Source organism: Paraburkholderia monticola, from assembly GCF_001580545.1.
Classification (GTDB): domain Bacteria; phylum Pseudomonadota; class Gammaproteobacteria; order Burkholderiales; family Burkholderiaceae; genus Paraburkholderia; species Paraburkholderia monticola.
This window is the reverse complement of record NZ_LRBG01000005.1, coordinates 145,593-159,301: the sequence shown is the minus strand read 5'-3', so window position 1 is coordinate 159,301 and position 13,709 is coordinate 145,593. Positions and strand designations below refer to the sequence as shown.

At 64.5% G+C, this 13,709-nt stretch carries 15 protein-coding genes; 7 read left to right on the top strand and 8 right to left on the bottom strand.

What is annotated here, in order from left to right:
* Nucleotides 1-126 precede the first annotated feature (126 nt).
* The 4 genes from CI15_RS09045 to CI15_RS09030 all read left to right on the top strand — a co-directional run bounded on the left by CI15_RS09045 (nucleotide 127) and on the right by CI15_RS09030 (nucleotide 4,341).
* On the top strand, nucleotides 127-1,062 hold the full coding sequence (locus CI15_RS09045; protein ID WP_062126621.1) for a class I SAM-dependent methyltransferase: 936 nt from the start codon (nucleotides 127-129) through the stop codon (nucleotides 1,060-1,062).
* A 213-nt stretch (nucleotides 1,063-1,275) separates the two neighbouring features.
* On the top strand, nucleotides 1,276-1,515 hold the full coding sequence (locus CI15_RS09040) for a DUF3311 domain-containing protein (protein ID WP_062126617.1): 240 nt from the start codon (nucleotides 1,276-1,278) through the stop codon (nucleotides 1,513-1,515).
* The gene (gene mctP, locus CI15_RS09035; protein WP_062126614.1) at nucleotides 1,515-3,065 is read left to right on the top strand and encodes a monocarboxylate uptake permease MctP; all 1,551 of its coding nucleotides are present in this window, start codon (nucleotides 1,515-1,517) and stop codon (nucleotides 3,063-3,065) included. The genes CI15_RS09040 and mctP overlap by 1 nt, the downstream gene beginning before the upstream one ends.
* 151 nt (nucleotides 3,066-3,216) lie before the next feature.
* The gene (locus CI15_RS09030) at nucleotides 3,217-4,341 is read left to right on the top strand and encodes an FUSC family protein (RefSeq protein ID WP_174543214.1); all 1,125 of its coding nucleotides are present in this window, start codon (nucleotides 3,217-3,219) and stop codon (nucleotides 4,339-4,341) included.
* 13 nt (nucleotides 4,342-4,354) lie between these two features.
* Here the strand turns inward: CI15_RS09030 and CI15_RS09025 are convergent, their stop codons facing one another.
* From CI15_RS09025 to CI15_RS09005, 5 genes are all read right to left on the bottom strand, one after another.
* Nucleotides 4,355-4,774 carry a VOC family protein gene (locus CI15_RS09025; protein WP_062126608.1) on the bottom strand — a complete coding sequence of 140 codons (420 nt, stop codon included), beginning with the start codon at nucleotides 4,772-4,774 and terminating at the stop codon, nucleotides 4,355-4,357.
* Nucleotides 4,775-4,915: 141 nt separating this feature from the next.
* Nucleotides 4,916-5,869 (bottom strand): transaldolase, encoded by a 954-nt coding sequence (gene tal, locus CI15_RS09020; protein ID WP_062126605.1) that lies wholly within the window; start codon nucleotides 5,867-5,869, stop codon nucleotides 4,916-4,918.
* Between the two features lie 225 nt (nucleotides 5,870-6,094).
* On the bottom strand, nucleotides 6,095-7,315 hold the full coding sequence (locus CI15_RS09015) for a benzoate/H(+) symporter BenE family transporter (protein WP_062126602.1): 1,221 nt from the start codon (nucleotides 7,313-7,315) through the stop codon (nucleotides 6,095-6,097).
* 71 nt (nucleotides 7,316-7,386) lie between these two features.
* Complete coding sequence (locus tag CI15_RS09010) at nucleotides 7,387-8,562, bottom strand: vWA domain-containing protein (protein ID WP_062126599.1); 1,176 nt, start codon at nucleotides 8,560-8,562, stop codon at nucleotides 7,387-7,389.
* Nucleotides 8,563-8,590: 28 nt separating this feature from the next.
* A complete protein-coding gene (locus tag CI15_RS09005) occupies nucleotides 8,591-9,433 on the bottom strand; it encodes an AAA family ATPase (protein WP_062126596.1) in 843 nt (280 codons plus the stop codon).
* A 327-nt stretch (nucleotides 9,434-9,760) separates the two neighbouring features.
* Here CI15_RS09005 and CI15_RS09000 point away from each other — a divergent pair, with 327 nt between their 5' ends.
* Both CI15_RS09000 and CI15_RS08995 read left to right on the top strand, forming a co-directional pair.
* Entirely contained in the window at nucleotides 9,761-10,129 is a 369-nt protein-coding gene (locus tag CI15_RS09000) for a c-type cytochrome (RefSeq protein WP_062126593.1), read from the top strand.
* Nucleotides 10,130-10,175: 46 nt separating this feature from the next.
* Nucleotides 10,176-10,556: a c-type cytochrome gene (locus CI15_RS08995; RefSeq protein ID WP_062126590.1), complete on the top strand. Its 381-nt coding sequence runs from the start codon at nucleotides 10,176-10,178 to the stop codon at nucleotides 10,554-10,556.
* Nucleotides 10,557-10,646: 90 nt separating this feature from the next.
* On the opposite strand, the gene CI15_RS08990 is transcribed toward CI15_RS08995, so the two are convergent.
* From CI15_RS08990 to rsxB, 3 genes are all read right to left on the bottom strand, one after another.
* Nucleotides 10,647-11,081: a DUF1841 family protein gene (locus CI15_RS08990; protein WP_062126587.1), complete on the bottom strand. Its 435-nt coding sequence runs from the start codon at nucleotides 11,079-11,081 to the stop codon at nucleotides 10,647-10,649.
* 153 nt (nucleotides 11,082-11,234) lie between these two features.
* On the bottom strand, nucleotides 11,235-11,879 hold the full coding sequence (gene nth / locus CI15_RS08985) for an endonuclease III (protein ID WP_062126584.1): 645 nt from the start codon (nucleotides 11,877-11,879) through the stop codon (nucleotides 11,235-11,237).
* Between the two features lie 43 nt (nucleotides 11,880-11,922).
* Nucleotides 11,923-12,873, bottom strand: a complete 951-nt coding sequence (gene rsxB / locus CI15_RS08980; RefSeq protein ID WP_420915851.1) for an electron transport complex subunit RsxB — start codon at nucleotides 12,871-12,873, stop codon at nucleotides 11,923-11,925.
* Between the two features lie 164 nt (nucleotides 12,874-13,037).
* On the opposite strand from rsxB, the gene CI15_RS08975 reads away from it, so the two are divergent.
* Complete coding sequence (locus tag CI15_RS08975) at nucleotides 13,038-13,670, top strand: TetR/AcrR family transcriptional regulator (RefSeq protein WP_062126578.1); 633 nt, start codon at nucleotides 13,038-13,040, stop codon at nucleotides 13,668-13,670.
* Nucleotides 13,671-13,709: the final 39 nt, after the last annotated feature.

Sequence of the window (13,709 nt, the reverse complement as noted above, 5' to 3'; positions counted from 1 at the left end):
ATTCCGAACTAAATCCCGTTTCGTCGCGCGAGTGTCATGACCGGCCCGGAAGCGGATGGCGAGCCGCAGCGAATGCTATGCTCTCGTTCGACCAAAAATATTGCGCCTGTGGCGCGACCTCCACACATGACGAAACTGATCAGGCGCGCTTCGGCCGAGGCGCGCGCTTTCCGCAATCGGGACGCCGAAGCCATCGGCGGTAAACAGAAAATGGCCCACAAAAAGGCGCCCAAAGCCACCCGCAACGCGAGCGGTATGGTCGAGCACGACGCTCACGACGCGCCGCAAATCGAGGCCCCGCGCAAGCCGCGTTTCGCACCGGTGACGTTCTCCGAAGAGGGCGGCGTGCGCTTCCTGCATTTCGGCACGGAATGGGTGCAAGGCGCGATGCGTCTGCGCAAGCCCGATCACATCGAACTCGAATACGCGCAGCAGATGATGGCCTGGCTGCTGTTCCTCGAAACGCCGAAGCGCATCGTACAACTCGGGCTCGGCGCGGCGTCGCTGACCAAGTTCGCGCACCGCTTCCTGAAGGACGCCAAGGTCGAGGCCGTCGAATTGAATCCGGCGGTCGTCGTGGCCGCGCACACGATGTTCGGGTTGCCGCCCGACGACGCGCGCCTGACCGTGCACGAAACCGACGCGTGGGAGTTCGTCAATGAGAGCGCGAACCACGGCACGATCGGCGCGCTGCAGATCGACGTCTACGACGCGACCGCGCGCGGCCCGGTGCTCGACAGCGTCGGCTTTTATCGCGCGGCGCGCGCCTGTCTGACCGACGCGGGCATCGTCACGGTGAACCTGTTCGGCGATCATCCGAGCTTCGTGCGCAACATGAAGCGCCTGAACGAGGCCTTCGACGGCCGCGTCGTCGCGCTGCCCGAAGTGCACGACGGCAACCGCATCGCGATCGCGTTCTCGGGCCCCGCGCTCGACGTGCCGTTCACGGCACTCGAAGCGCGCGCCAGGCTGATCGAAGCCGAACTCGGCTTGCCGGCGCGCAAGTGGATCAAGGGTCTGCGCGAGTCGACGGGGCAGTCGGGCGCCTCGTTTGCGATCTGAACGACGCCATCCGGGGTGCATCGGCGGCGCTGCCGACGCCTTGTCCCGCGCCGGTGCGCCTCGGGTCGTCCCTGCTTGACCGGGCCTTCGCCACTCCTATACTCTTTCGAAGCTTTCGGGGCGCCCGTGGCCAATCGCGGGACGACGACCCGCTGAGTTCCACCTCCCACTGACCACGGGCAGATAAATTCTAAATAGGAAACAGGAGACGTCATGGCTCACGACGCCGACGTAAAGAAGGCCAGCAAGCACTGGCTCTGGCTATTGCTGCTGCCCTGGATCGCGATGATCTGGGTGCCGTCCTACAACCGGATCGAGCCGCAACTGTTCGATTTCCCGTTCTTCTACTGGTATCAGCTGCTGTGGGTGCTGATCAGCGCGGTCATCACCGCGTTCGTCTACACGAAGACCAAATCCCGCTATACGGGTCGCACGAACGGGGGCGCACAATAATGAACCCCATTGCAACCTTCGTCTTCGTTCTGTTTTTCATCGGCGTCACGATTCTCGGCTTCGTTGCGGCCCACTGGCGGCGCGGCGATCTCGCGCATCTTGAAGAGTGGGGTCTCGGCGGCCGGCGCTTCGGCACGATCGTCACGTGGTTTCTGCTCGGCGGCGACCTGTACACCGCCTACACGTTCATCGCGGTGCCGGCGCTCGTGTTCGGCGCGGGCGCAACGGGCTTCTTCGCGCTGCCGTACACGATCCTGATCTACCCGTTCGCGTTCGTCGTGTTTCCGAAGCTGTGGAGCATCGCCAAGCGGCACGGCTACGTGACCTCGGCGGACTTCGTGTCGGCGCGGTACGGCAGCCGTATGCTCGCGCTCGCCGTCGCGGTGACCGGCATCGTCGCGACGATGCCGTACATCGCGCTGCAGCTGGTCGGTATCGAAGTGGTGATCGGCGCGCTTGGTTTCGACACGACCGGCTTCGTCGGCGATCTGCCGCTCATCATCGCGTTCGCGATCCTCGCGGCCTACACGTACACGTCGGGCCTGCGCGCGCCGGCGATGATCGCAGTCGTCAAGGACATCCTGATCTACGTGACGATCTTCGCCGCGATCATCGTGATTCCGCCGCAACTGGGCGGCTTCGGCCATATCTTCGGCGCGGTGCCGCCGGCCAAGCTGCTGCTGAAGTCGCCGGACGTGTCGAGCCTGAACGGCTATAGCGCGTACGCGACGCTTGCGGTGGGTTCGGCGCTCGCGCTGTTCCTCTACCCGCACTCGATCACCGCGGTGCTGTCGTCGAAATCGGGCAACACGATCCGCCGCAACATGGCGCTGCTGCCGGCCTATTCGCTGGTGCTCGGCCTGCTCGCGCTGCTCGGCTTCATGGCGCTCGCCGCCGGCGTGAAGGACATGCCGGAGTTCGCACCGTACTTCAAGGCCTTCGGCCCGAACTTTGCGGTGCCGGCGCTGTTCCTGCACTTCTTCCCGTCGTGGTTCGTCGGCGTCGCGTTCGCGGCGATCGGTATCGGCGCGCTGGTGCCGGCGGCGATCATGTCGATCGCGGCGGCGAACCTGTACACGCGTAACGTGCACAAGGAGTTCATCAACCGCAACATGACGCATGAGCAGGAGACCAACGTCGCGAAGCTGGTGTCGCTCATCGTCAAGGTCGGCGCGGTCGCGTTCATTCTCGGTCTGCCGCTCACGTACGCGATCCAGCTGCAGCTGCTCGGCGGGATCTGGATCATCCAGACGCTGCCCGCCATCGTGCTGGGTCTCTACACGCGCGTGCTCGACTACCGGGGTCTGTTGATCGGCTGGGCGGCCGGTATCGCGACCGGCACGTGGATGGCGGTTTCGCTGAAGCTGGCGAGCTCGATCTTCACGATCCACCTGTTCGGCATGGCGATTCCGGGCTATGCGGCGGTATGGTCGCTGATCGTGAACCTCGTGGTGTCGGTCGTCGTGAGCCTGATCGTGCGCGCGGTGGGCATGCAGCGCGCCGAGGACCGCACGCGTCCGGAAGACTACCTGGACGTCGTCGAGGGCTGATCCGGCTGCCGATCATGCTCTGAAGCACACTCTGAAGTACGCTCTGAAGCACGCAACGCCCGCCAACGAAAGTTCGCGGGCGTTTGTGTTTGCGGGGCACTCCAGGGCAGGATAGCGGAACCGTCCTTTCACGCGTTCGCCGCGCGCCGCCATGGCTGCTGCCGATACTCCCACCGTGATCTCCCGCCGCACGGCGCTCAGCCGGATGGTGCGCGCGGTGACCTCGCCGTATTACCGCTACCGCCACGCGAAGATGCTGCACAGCCTGCGCGTCGGCCTCGCGATGCTGGCGTCGATTCTCGCGACGACCGGCATCGATATTCCACACGGCATCTGGTCGTCGGTCACCTTGCTGGTCGTGATCGGCGGTTTGCAGCATCACGGCAATATCCGCAAGAAAGCGGCCGAGCGCGCGGCCGGCACGCTGCTCGGCGCGTCGATCGGGCTCCTGCTGATCGTGCAGCAGAACATCGTTGGCTCGCTGCCGCTCACTTATGTGCTGATGGCGATCGTCGCCTCGATCTGCGCGTGGTTCGCGATTGGCTCGGCAGGCTATATCGGCCTGTTGACCGCGATCACGATGTGCATCGTCGCGGGCCACGGCGACAATCTGATCGACGTCGGCCTATGGCGCACGCTGAACGTGCTGATCGGGATCGTGATCGCGCTGGCGTTTTCGTTCGCGTTTCCGCTGCACGCGACGTATTCGTGGCGCTACGGGCTCGCCGCCAATCTGCGCGAATGCGCGAGCATCTACGCGCGGCTCCTCGAAGGTGAGACGATCGCCGAGGAAGAGCAGGTCAAGCGCTTCCTGCAGATCAACAAGCGGCTCGTGCAACTGCGCGCGCTGATGCCGTCGGTCGCGAAGGAGATCGAAGTGCCGCAGGCGAAGCTCGAGGAGATCCAGCGGCTGCATCGTTCGGTGCTCAGCGCACTCGAACTGCTGGCAACGGGGCCGCTGATGAACGCCGACGCCGCCGCGCGCAGCGCTTATGCGAACCGATGCGGCGCCGAGGTGCGCGCCGTGCGCGCGATCTTACTGTCCACCGCGCGCGGCTTGCGCTTTGGTCACCCGGCGCGCTTCGGCATTCCGGCGGCCGCGCCGCTCGCGAAGGGCAGTAGCGCCACGGCCGCCGCGTTGCCGCCCGACTGGCAAGGGCCGTACTGGCTGGGTCAGCGGCTCGCGGAGCAGGTGGACCGGTTGCGCGCGCTGTTGCTGGAAACGGAGCCGAACTGGAATATCGAGCGGCATGAGCGGGCGGCGCGGATCGTTTAGGCGGGGGAGATCCTCAAACCTGCGGCGGCAGCGTGACCATCCACATCATGCCGAAACGGTCCACCACCATCCCGAAGCCTTTGCTCCAGAACGTTTGCTGGAATGGCATCACAACCTGGCCGCCGTCGGCGAGCGCGTTGAAGTATTTTTCCGCCGACGCGCCGTCTTCGACGGTCAGCGACAGGCTGAAGCCGTTGAACGGGCCGGCCGCCGGGTCGCAGTTGCCGTCGGAAGCCATCCAGGTGCTCGATCCCAACTGCACGTTCGCGTGCATGATCTTGTCGGCGAGCTCGGGGCGCGGCGGGTTGTGCGCGTCCGGCGGCGCATCCTTGAACAGCATCTTGAAGGTCACCTGGGCACCGAGCTTGTCGGTGTAATAGTCGAGCGCTTCCTGACAACGGCCGTTGAAGAACACGTAGGGCTGAACGTACATGATCGTCTCCATGGTTAGCAGCAGTAAACGATGAGCGGCGCTGAACCGTGAGGTTCAGCGCCGCCCGTCGTGGTTGGCTTGCGCGCGGATCAGCGCGGATCAGCGTGTGCGAGCGTCACTCAGCAAGCGCCGCCCGGCGGCTCAACGCAGCGTTTCGATCAGCTTTTCCAGCTTCACCGCGTCCGCGGCGAACGTGCGGATGCCTTCGGCGAGCTTCTCGGTCGCCATCGCGTCGTCGTTGACGAGGAAGCGGAACGATTTCTCGTCGACCGGCACACGCTCGATGTCCGCGTCGCCCGATGTCTCCGATGACAGCTTGCGCTCGACCTTGTCGGTGCTGTCCTGCAGCTTCTGCAGCAGGTCGGGGCTGATCGTCAGCAGATCGCAGCCGGCCAGTTCAAGAATCTGCGAGGTCGTGCGGAAGCTCGCCCCCATCACCTCGGTCTTGTAGCCGAACTTCTTGTAGTACGAGTAGATGCGGCGCACCGACTTGACGCCCGGATCGTTGGCGCCGCCGTCTTTCGCTTCGTCCCACGCGCTGCCGGCGCTCTTCTTGTACCAGTCGTAGATACGGCCGACGAACGGCGAGATCAGCTGCGCGCCCGCTTCGGCACAGGCCGCCGCCTGCGCGAGCGAGAACAGCAGCGTCATGTTGCAGTGGATGCCTTCCTTCTGCAGCACCTCGGCCGCGCGCACGCCTTCCCACGTCGAGGCGAGTTTGATCAGCACGCGATCGCGTTCGATGCCGTGCTCCTTGTACAGCGCGATCAGCTCGCGGCCTTTGGCGATCGAACCTTCGATGTCGAACGACAGGCGCGCGTCGACTTCGGTCGAGACCCGTCCCGGGATGATCTTGAGGATCTCGGTGCCGAACGCGATCAGCAACTGGTCGATGACCGCGCCGACCGGCTTCGACGCGTGCGCCTTCACGGTCTTTTCGAGCAGCGGCCGGTAATCGTCTTTCTGCACGGCCTTCAGAATCAGCGACGGATTGGTGGTCGCATCCCGCGGCTTGTACTGGGCGAGCTGCTGGAAGTCGCCAGTGTCGGCCACCACGGTGGTGTATTGCTTGAGTTGGTCGAGTGCGGTTGTCATGTTCGGGCCTTGAGGGCGCGTGTGCGCCATGGTTCAGGAGAATGAGGACGCCGCCGCGCCGGCTGGGCACAGGGTACGGAAACCAGCCGACGCGGGCGGCCGCGGGTCAAGCCGCAGCGCGTCCCGCGATGGCGCCGGGAAACGCTGCCGGATACTTCTATTCTATGGCGGATCGCCGGGGACGGTATGTACACCGGGTATCGACAGCAGGGCGGTGCACCCGGTTCACGCGCGCCGTGGATTCAAGACGGCTTGCGTCACCACGCCGGCGACGAGCCCCCAGAACGCCGAGCCGATCGACAGCAGCGTGAGCCCCGAGGCGGTCACCATGAACGTGACGAGCGCCGCCTCGCGCTGCTTCACGTCCTGCATCGCATTGGCGAGACCGCTCATGATCGAGCCGAACAGCGCGAGCGCCGCGACCGACACGACCAATTCCTTCGGAAACGCTGCGAACAGCGCGGCGATCGTCGCGCCGAAGACCCCTGCAAGCAGATAGAAAATGCCGCCCCAGACGGCTGCCGTGTAACGCCTGGCGGGGTTTTCGTGCGCTTCGGGGCCGGTGCAGATGGCGGCCGTGATCGCCGCAAGATTGATGCCGTGCGAGCCGAACGGCGCGAGCAGCAGCGAGGCGACGCCGGTCGTCGCGATCAGCGGCGCGGAGGGCGTCGTGTAGCCGTCCGCGCGCAGCACCGCGATGCCCGGCACGTTCTGCGAGGCCATCGCGACCACGAACAGCGGAATGCCGATGCTCACGCAAGCCGCCACCGAAAACGACGGCATCGTCAGCACCGGATGCGCGAGCGCGACATGAAAGTGGCTGAAGTCGAGCAGCCCGAGGCCACCGGCGGCGGCCGTGCCGGCCACGAGGGTCGTCGGAATCGCGTAGCGCGGCACGAACCGTTTGACGATCAGGTAGGTGAAGAACATCGTCAGCACGAGCGCGGTCTGGAACTGCGCGGCGCGGAAAATCTCGATGCCGATCTCGAACAGGATGCCCGCGAGCAGCGCCGAGGCGAGGCCCGACGGAATCCGCTTCATCAGCGCGTCGAACCAGCCGGTCACGCCGACCAGCGTCAGCAGCGCCGCGCAGAAGATGAACGCGCCGATCGCCTGCGCATACTCGACATGGGGCAGCGACGCCACCAGCAGCGCCGCGCCCGGCGTCGACCACGCGATCACGATCGGCGCGCGAAAGCGCAGCGACAGGCCGATCGTGCAGACGCCCATGCCGATCGACAGCGCCCAGATCCACGACGAAATCTGCGCATCGCTCAGATGCGCGGCCTGGCCCGCCTGGAACATCAGCACGAGCGAGCTCGTGTAGCCGGTCATCGCCGCGACGAAGCCCGCGACGATCGTCGATAGGGACGTATCGGCAAGCGGATTCAAACGCCGTGGTGCCGTGGCGGCGGGGGACAACTGGGGAGACGGGGACGAACTCATGCGAAAGTTTTCTTGTTGTGGAAGTTAAAGCGTCAAGCGTTGGACGACGGCAATGAGGCGGGTGGCGGGCGTCACTTGCTCAGCATCCGCATGGCGGTCTCGAGGCCGGCGAGCGTCAGCGGATACATGCGGTGGCCCAGCACTTCGCGAATCGCGCTGACCGACTGCCGGTACGGCCATAGCGCTTCCGGTTCCGGGTTCAGCCACGCGAAGTGCGGGAAATGATCGGCGAGCCGGCGCAACCACACCGCGCCGGCCTCGGCGTTGTTGTATTCGACCGAGCCGCCCGGCTGCAACACTTCGTACGGGCTCATGGTCGCGTCGCCGACGAAGATCAGCTTGTAGTCGGGCGTGAACTTGTGCAGCACGTCCCAAGTCGGGGTGCGCTCGGCGTGGCGGCGGCGGTTGTTCTTCCACAGGAAGTCGTAGACGCAGTTGTGGAAATAGTAGAACTCGAGGTGTTTGAACTCGGCCTTCGCGGCGGAGAACAGCTCCTCGGTGCGCTTCACGTGATCGTCCATCGAGCCGCCGACGTCGAGCAGCATCAGCACCTTCACGTTGTTGTGCCGCTCGGGCACCATCTTCAGATCGAGCCAGCCGGCGTTCGCGGCGGTGCTGCGGATCGTGTCGGGCAGATCGAGTTCCTCGGCCGCGCCTTCGCGGGCGAAGCGGCGCAACCGTCGCAGCGCCACCTTGATGTTGCGGGTGCCGATTTCGACCTGGTCGTCGTAGTCGCGATACGCGCGCGCTTCCCACACCTTGACGGCGGTGCGATTGCCGGCCGCGTCGCCGCCGATGCGCACGCCCTCGGGGTTATAGCCGCCATTGCCGAACGGCGACGTGCCGCCCGTGCCGATCCATTTGCTGCCGCCCTCGTGGCGCTCCTTCTGCTCGTCGAACAGTTCCTTCAGGCGCTCCATCAGCTTGTCGATGCCACCCATCGCCTCGATCTGCGCTTTTTCCTCGGGCGACAGATCGCGTTGCAGCTTCTTCTTGAGCCAGTCGAGCGGAATCTCGAACGCCAGCTCCGAGGTGGCCGCGACGCCGTTGAAGTACGCGCCGAACGCCTGATCGAACTTGTCGAAATACTGTTCGTCCTTCACGAGCGTGATGCGCGCGAGGTAGTAGAACTCGTCGAGCGACGGCGCGATCACGTTGGCCTTCAGCGCTTCGAGCAGCGTCAGGTATTCCTTCACCGAGACCGGCAGCCGGGCGGCGCGCAGCGAGTAGAAAAAGTCGATCAGCATGCTGGATGTCCTGCGGCGCGGCGCCCGCTCAACGGTTGTTGCGGTTCATGAACAGCAGCCGCTCGAACAGGCTCACGTCCTGTTCGTTCTTCAGCAGCGCGCCGTGCAGCGGCGGCACGATCTGCTTCTGATCGGCCGAGCGCAGGGCTTCGGCAGGGATATCTTCGGCGAGCAGCAGCTTGAGCCAGTCGAGCAGCTCGGAGGTGGACGGCTTCTTCTTCAGCCCCGCGACGTTGCGCAACTCGAAGAAGCTTTGCAGCGCCGCGGCGAGCAGATCCTTCTTGATGCCGGGGTAGTGCACGTCGACGATCCGCTGCATCGTCGTCGCGTCAGGAAACTTGATGTAGTGGAAGAAGCAGCGGCGCAGGAACGCGTCGGGCAATTCCTTCTCGTTGTTCGACGTGATGATCACGAGCGGACGATGCTTCGCGCGCACCAGCTCGCGCGTCTCGTACACGTAGAACTCCATGCGGTCGAGCTCGCGCAGCAGATCGTTCGGGAATTCGATGTCGGCCTTGTCGATCTCGTCGATCAGCAGCACGCTCTGTTCGTCCGATTCGAACGCCTGCCACAGCACGCCCTTGACGATGTAATTGCGGATGTCCTTCACGCGCTCGTCGCCGAGCTGCGAATCGCGCAGACGCGAGACCGCGTCGTATTCGTACAGCCCTTGCTGCGCCTTGGTGGTGGACTTGATGTGCCATTGCAGCAGCGGCATGCCGAGCGCGGCGGCGACTTCCTCGGCGAGCATGGTCTTGCCCGTTCCGGGTTCGCCCTTGATCAGCAGCGGACGCCTGAGCGTCATCGCGGCGTTGACCGCGAGCTTGAGGTCGTCGGTGGCGACGTACTGCGATGAGCCTTCGAAACGCATGGCGAGATGCTCTTGTGCGGGAAAAAACCCAGTATAAGTCAGAAGGCCTGTTGGCCTGAAACCGGCTCACGTATGGTGTCAGGCGCGCTGTGACGCGTTGGGGGTGCCGCTGCGGTGCTGCGCCGGTGCCGCTGCAAAGCCGCCGCGGAGATGGCGCGCGGCCCGTTCCGGCGGGCGTTGCGCGGCGCCCGCGTCTGGTGGACGTTCGGCGCGGCGTCGCGGTACAATGAGCCCGATTTTTTTGGCCTGCGTGGCTACCCTACTAGAAGAACGGCGCGGACCGCTGCCTTACTGGGCACCCGTTTCCCCTCAAGCCAGGTTACATCTATGAAAAAAATCGTCGGCAAACACGTCGTGATCGCAGCGCTGTCAGTGCTCGCGGGCTATGCGGCCAGCGCGCAGGCAGCGGATGTCGTAGGCAACGCCAAGGCGGGCCAGGACAAGGTCGCGATGTGTATCGGCTGCCACGGCATCCCTGAATACCGCACGGCTTATCCAGAGGTTTTCCGCGTGCCGAAGCTCGGCGGGCAGAATCAGACGTACCTCGAAAACGCGCTGCACGCCTACAAGAAGGGCGACCGCCATTTCGACACGATGCATGCGATCGCAGCGTCGCTGTCGGATCAGGACATCGCCGACGTCGCCGCGTATTACGCCGCGCAAAATGCCGCTTCGAAAAACAATCCCGACAAGTGATCGGCGTCGGTCACCAGTTCATCCAATTCGCGGGATAGGAGAATTCATGATCAAGCCCCAACAGGCACTCCACACGGTATTCAAGGCGGTCGGCGCGGCGGCGGTAATCGGTCTGGCCATGGCGAACGTCGCGCACGCGGCCGACGCCGGCAACGGCAAGGTGCTCGCCGACAGCCACAACTGCGCTGCCTGCCACGGCCCCAACCTGAACAAGCCGGTGAGCCCGGAATATCCGAAGCTGGCCGGTCAGCACTCCGACTATGTGTTCTGGGCGCTGCGTCAGTACCAGATGGGCACTGGCAATCCGCACTTCGGTCGCAACAACGCGATCATGCAGGCGCAGGTGCAGAGCCTGTCGCTCAGCGACATGAAGGACATCGCCGCTTACATCGAATCGCTGGAAGGCGATCTGGTGCAGAAGAAGTAAGCGGTGGGCGCGGGTTTCGCGCCGACGCATGGAAGCAAAACACCCCGCCTCGGCGGGGTGTTTTGCTTTTGGGGCGCCCTTGTGCCTGGATCAGTCGCGCGTCGCGCGCCGTTCGATGCGCTGAAGATACGCGTCCGTATCCGGTGGCGTGCCGGTGCGTTGCGCTTCCCAGATCGTTTCGCCGAGGCAGTCCATGATCGCGTGCTGCGCCTCGTGCGTCGAGCCGAGGCGCGCGGCGAGCCGGTCGTGCGCGGCGCGAATGCCGGGCGGTTGGTCGATCGAGAGCTGCTCGGAGATCGCCAGGTGCATCGACAGATGCAGGAAGGGATTGGTCTGGCCGCGCTCCGGCGAATAGTCCTGCGCCTGGGCGGCCGGGCCGTCGGCGAGTTCGGCGTGATATTCGGGATGCTCGACGATCCAGTCGGCGGCAATCGCCTCGAGCGGCGTCAGGATCTCGCCTTGGCGCTGTTTGCGCCAGGTGTCGGTGAAAAACAGGCGAACTTCGTCGCGGCTGGGATTGAACATCGTGGAACCGGTGCGTGGAAGTAATGCGTGCGGGGAGCGCGACGCTGCATGTACGCAGTGCGCAGTGCGCAGTGCTCGGAAACCACTATTTTACGCGGCGGCCGCGAGGGCTGCAGGCGTGGGCCCCGGCCTCGGCTTCGAGGCGGCCCGTGCTCAAAGGTCGGGCGGCGGCGTCTTCGGCCGGAACTCGCACAGCGGCTCGATCACGCAATGCCAGCATTCGGGGCGGCGCGCCTTGCAGACATAGCGCCCGTGCAGAATCAGCCAGTGGTGCGCATCCTGTCTGAATTCGGCGGGGGTGAATTTTTCGAGTGCCGCTTCGACCGCGCGCACGTCCTTGCCGGGTGCGAGCCCGGTACGATTGGCGACGCGGAAAATGTGCGTGTCGACCGCGATGGTCGGGTGGCCGAACGCCGTGTTCAGGATCACGTTGGCCGTTTTGCGGCCCACGCCCGGCAACCCTTCGAGCGCCTCGCGATCCTCGGGCACCTCGCCGCCGTACTGGTCGAGCAGGATGCGGCAGGTCGCGATCACGTTCTTCGCCTTCGTGCGATACAGACCAATCGTCTTGATATAGCTCGCGACACCTTCCTCACCAAGGTCGAACACCTTCTGCGGCGTGTTCGCCACCGGGAACATCTTGCGCATCGCCTTGTTGACGGACACGTCGGTCGCCTGCGCCGACAGCAGCACCGCGATCAGCAGTTCGAACGGCGTCGTGTACTCGAGCTCGGTGGTCGGATGCGGATTCAGGCTCTGAAGCGTTTCGTAGATCGCGCGGCGTTTGTTCGCGTTCATGCGGAGCGGGTCCGAGTGGGAGGAGCGGGTTGCGCCGGCGTAGTCAGCGCGAAGGCGGCGGGTTCGACTCGTTGGACGGCTGCTCGGGGTCGCGCGTGTCGTCGCTGGCCAGACCGAGACGGCGGCGGCGTGCTTCGGCGGCTTCGATCTGTGCCTGCACGTCGGCGCTGACGTTCTCGGTGTTCAGCGGTCCCTGGCCTTTTGCGGCCATTTCGTCCTTTTTCTTGCGCGCGCGTTCGAGCGCGGCCTGGATGATCGCGCGTTTCTTCTCTGCCGCGTCGTCCGCTGCTGGGGTGGGGGCGGTGTCGGAGGGCGCCGTGTCGCCAACGGCGGGTAGCGCGGCCGGCGCAGCTTCCGCAACGCTCGCGCTTGCGGCTCGCCGTGCTGCAGCGCGCGTTTCGGCGGCGTCCCGTTCGCGCGTGAGACGTGTCTCGCGGCGGTTATGGCGGACCCGCGCCGCGTCGGCCAGACTCTGGCTCCAGGCATCCCAGCCGGTGGCCTCGCCGGTCACGGGCAGCATCGCAATGCAGTCGACCGGGCAGGGCGGCACGCACAGGTCGCAGCCGGTGCACAGCTCGGCGATCACCGTGTGCATCTGTTTCGGTGCGCCAACTATTGCGTCGACGGGGCATGCCTGCATGCACAGCGTGCAGCCGATGCACACCTGTTCGTCGATAACCGCCAGCGGACGCGCACGTTCGACGCCGTTGGCGGAATTGAGCGGTATCACCGGTTTGCCGAGCAGCGTGGCTAGCCTGGCGATGCCTTCGGCGCCGCCAGGTGGGCACTGGTTATAGTTCGCCTCGCCGCTAGCGACGGCTTCGGCATACGGACGGCATGCGGGATAACCGCACTTCGTGCATTGGGTTTGGGGCAGCAGATCTTCGATGCGATCCGCGAGTGTTTTGACGTCTGTCACGGTTACGGCGTGGGGGCTTGCCGTGCGTGTCGCACGACCTGAACTAAATGCCTCATTATCGCCGATTTCCCGGATTGCCATTCGCAATCCATGTGCCATAATCGAAGCGCTTCATTCGAAAGACCGCAGAAAAGGGTGTGTTTCCCAACCACGACGCGCCCGCTCAACGTCGCCAGTACGAGGCTCCAGGAGAGGCCGGCGGCGCGATCCGGATAACGCGGCTCACGAAGACTGCCACCATGAATCAACCGAAAATCAAAAGAGATCCTGAAGGCACGAGGCGCCGGATTTTGCTTGCGGCGGCCGAGGAGTTTGCAAATGGAGGGTTGTTCGGCGCGCGCGTCGATCAGATCGCCCGCCGCGCTGAAACCAATGAACGCATGCTCTATTACTACTTCGGTAGCAAGGAGCAGCTATTTACCGCGGTGCTCGAACACGCATTCAGCGCACTCAATGAAGCGGAACGCACGCTCGAACTCAATGGCATCGCGCCAGTCGAGGCCGTTACGCGTCTCGCGCATTTCGTGTGGGACTATTACCGCGACCATCCCGAACTGCTGCGGCTCGTCAACAACGAGAATCTGCATGAAGCACGCTATATGCAGAAATCGACGCGCATCCGCGAAATGATCTCGCCGATCGTCGCCACGCTCGGCGGCATTCTCGAACGAGGGCAACGCGCCGGGCTGTTTCGCACGAACGTCGATCCGCTGCGCTTTTACGTGACGCTTTCGGGCATGGGTTATTACATCGTCTCGAACCGTTTCACGCTCGAGGCGACCCTTGGCCGCGATTTCAGCAGCGCCACCGAACGCAGCGAAGTGATTCAGATGAATACCGAACTGTTGCTCGCCTATCTGTTGAGAAAATAACAGCTGGTGCCGCACTGATCATTGCCGCGGCGAAAGATC

Bases quoted from the DNA above. Each gene is read 5' to 3' on its own strand.
- CI15_RS09010 (WP_062126599.1), bottom strand. From the start codon at position 8,562: ATGCTGATCGACTTTTTCTACTCGCTGCGCGCCGCCCGGCTGCCGGTC.
- tal (WP_062126605.1), bottom strand. From the start codon at position 5,869: ATGACAACCGCACTCGACCAACTCAAGCAATACACCACCGTGGTGGCC.
- mctP (WP_062126614.1), top strand. From the start codon at position 1,515: ATGAACCCCATTGCAACCTTCGTCTTCGTTCTGTTTTTCATCGGCGTC.
- CI15_RS09030 (WP_174543214.1), top strand. From the start codon at position 3,217: ATGGCTGCTGCCGATACTCCCACCGTGATCTCCCGCCGCACGGCGCTC.
- CI15_RS09025 (WP_062126608.1), bottom strand. From the start codon at position 4,774: ATGTACGTTCAGCCCTACGTGTTCTTCAACGGCCGTTGTCAGGAAGCG.
- CI15_RS09015 (WP_062126602.1), bottom strand. From the start codon at position 7,315: ATGAGTTCGTCCCCGTCTCCCCAGTTGTCCCCCGCCGCCACGGCACCA.
- CI15_RS09000 (WP_062126593.1), top strand. From the start codon at position 9,761: ATGAAAAAAATCGTCGGCAAACACGTCGTGATCGCAGCGCTGTCAGTG.
- CI15_RS09005 (WP_062126596.1), bottom strand. From the start codon at position 9,433: ATGCGTTTCGAAGGCTCATCGCAGTACGTCGCCACCGACGACCTCAAG.
- CI15_RS09045 (WP_062126621.1), top strand. From the start codon at position 127: ATGACGAAACTGATCAGGCGCGCTTCGGCCGAGGCGCGCGCTTTCCGC.
- CI15_RS08990 (WP_062126587.1), bottom strand. From the start codon at position 11,081: ATGTTCAATCCCAGCCGCGACGAAGTTCGCCTGTTTTTCACCGACACC.
- CI15_RS09040 (WP_062126617.1), top strand. From the start codon at position 1,276: ATGGCTCACGACGCCGACGTAAAGAAGGCCAGCAAGCACTGGCTCTGG.
- CI15_RS08995 (WP_062126590.1), top strand. From the start codon at position 10,176: ATGATCAAGCCCCAACAGGCACTCCACACGGTATTCAAGGCGGTCGGC.
- CI15_RS08975 (WP_062126578.1), top strand. From the start codon at position 13,038: ATGAATCAACCGAAAATCAAAAGAGATCCTGAAGGCACGAGGCGCCGG.
- nth (WP_062126584.1), bottom strand. From the start codon at position 11,879: ATGAACGCGAACAAACGCCGCGCGATCTACGAAACGCTTCAGAGCCTG.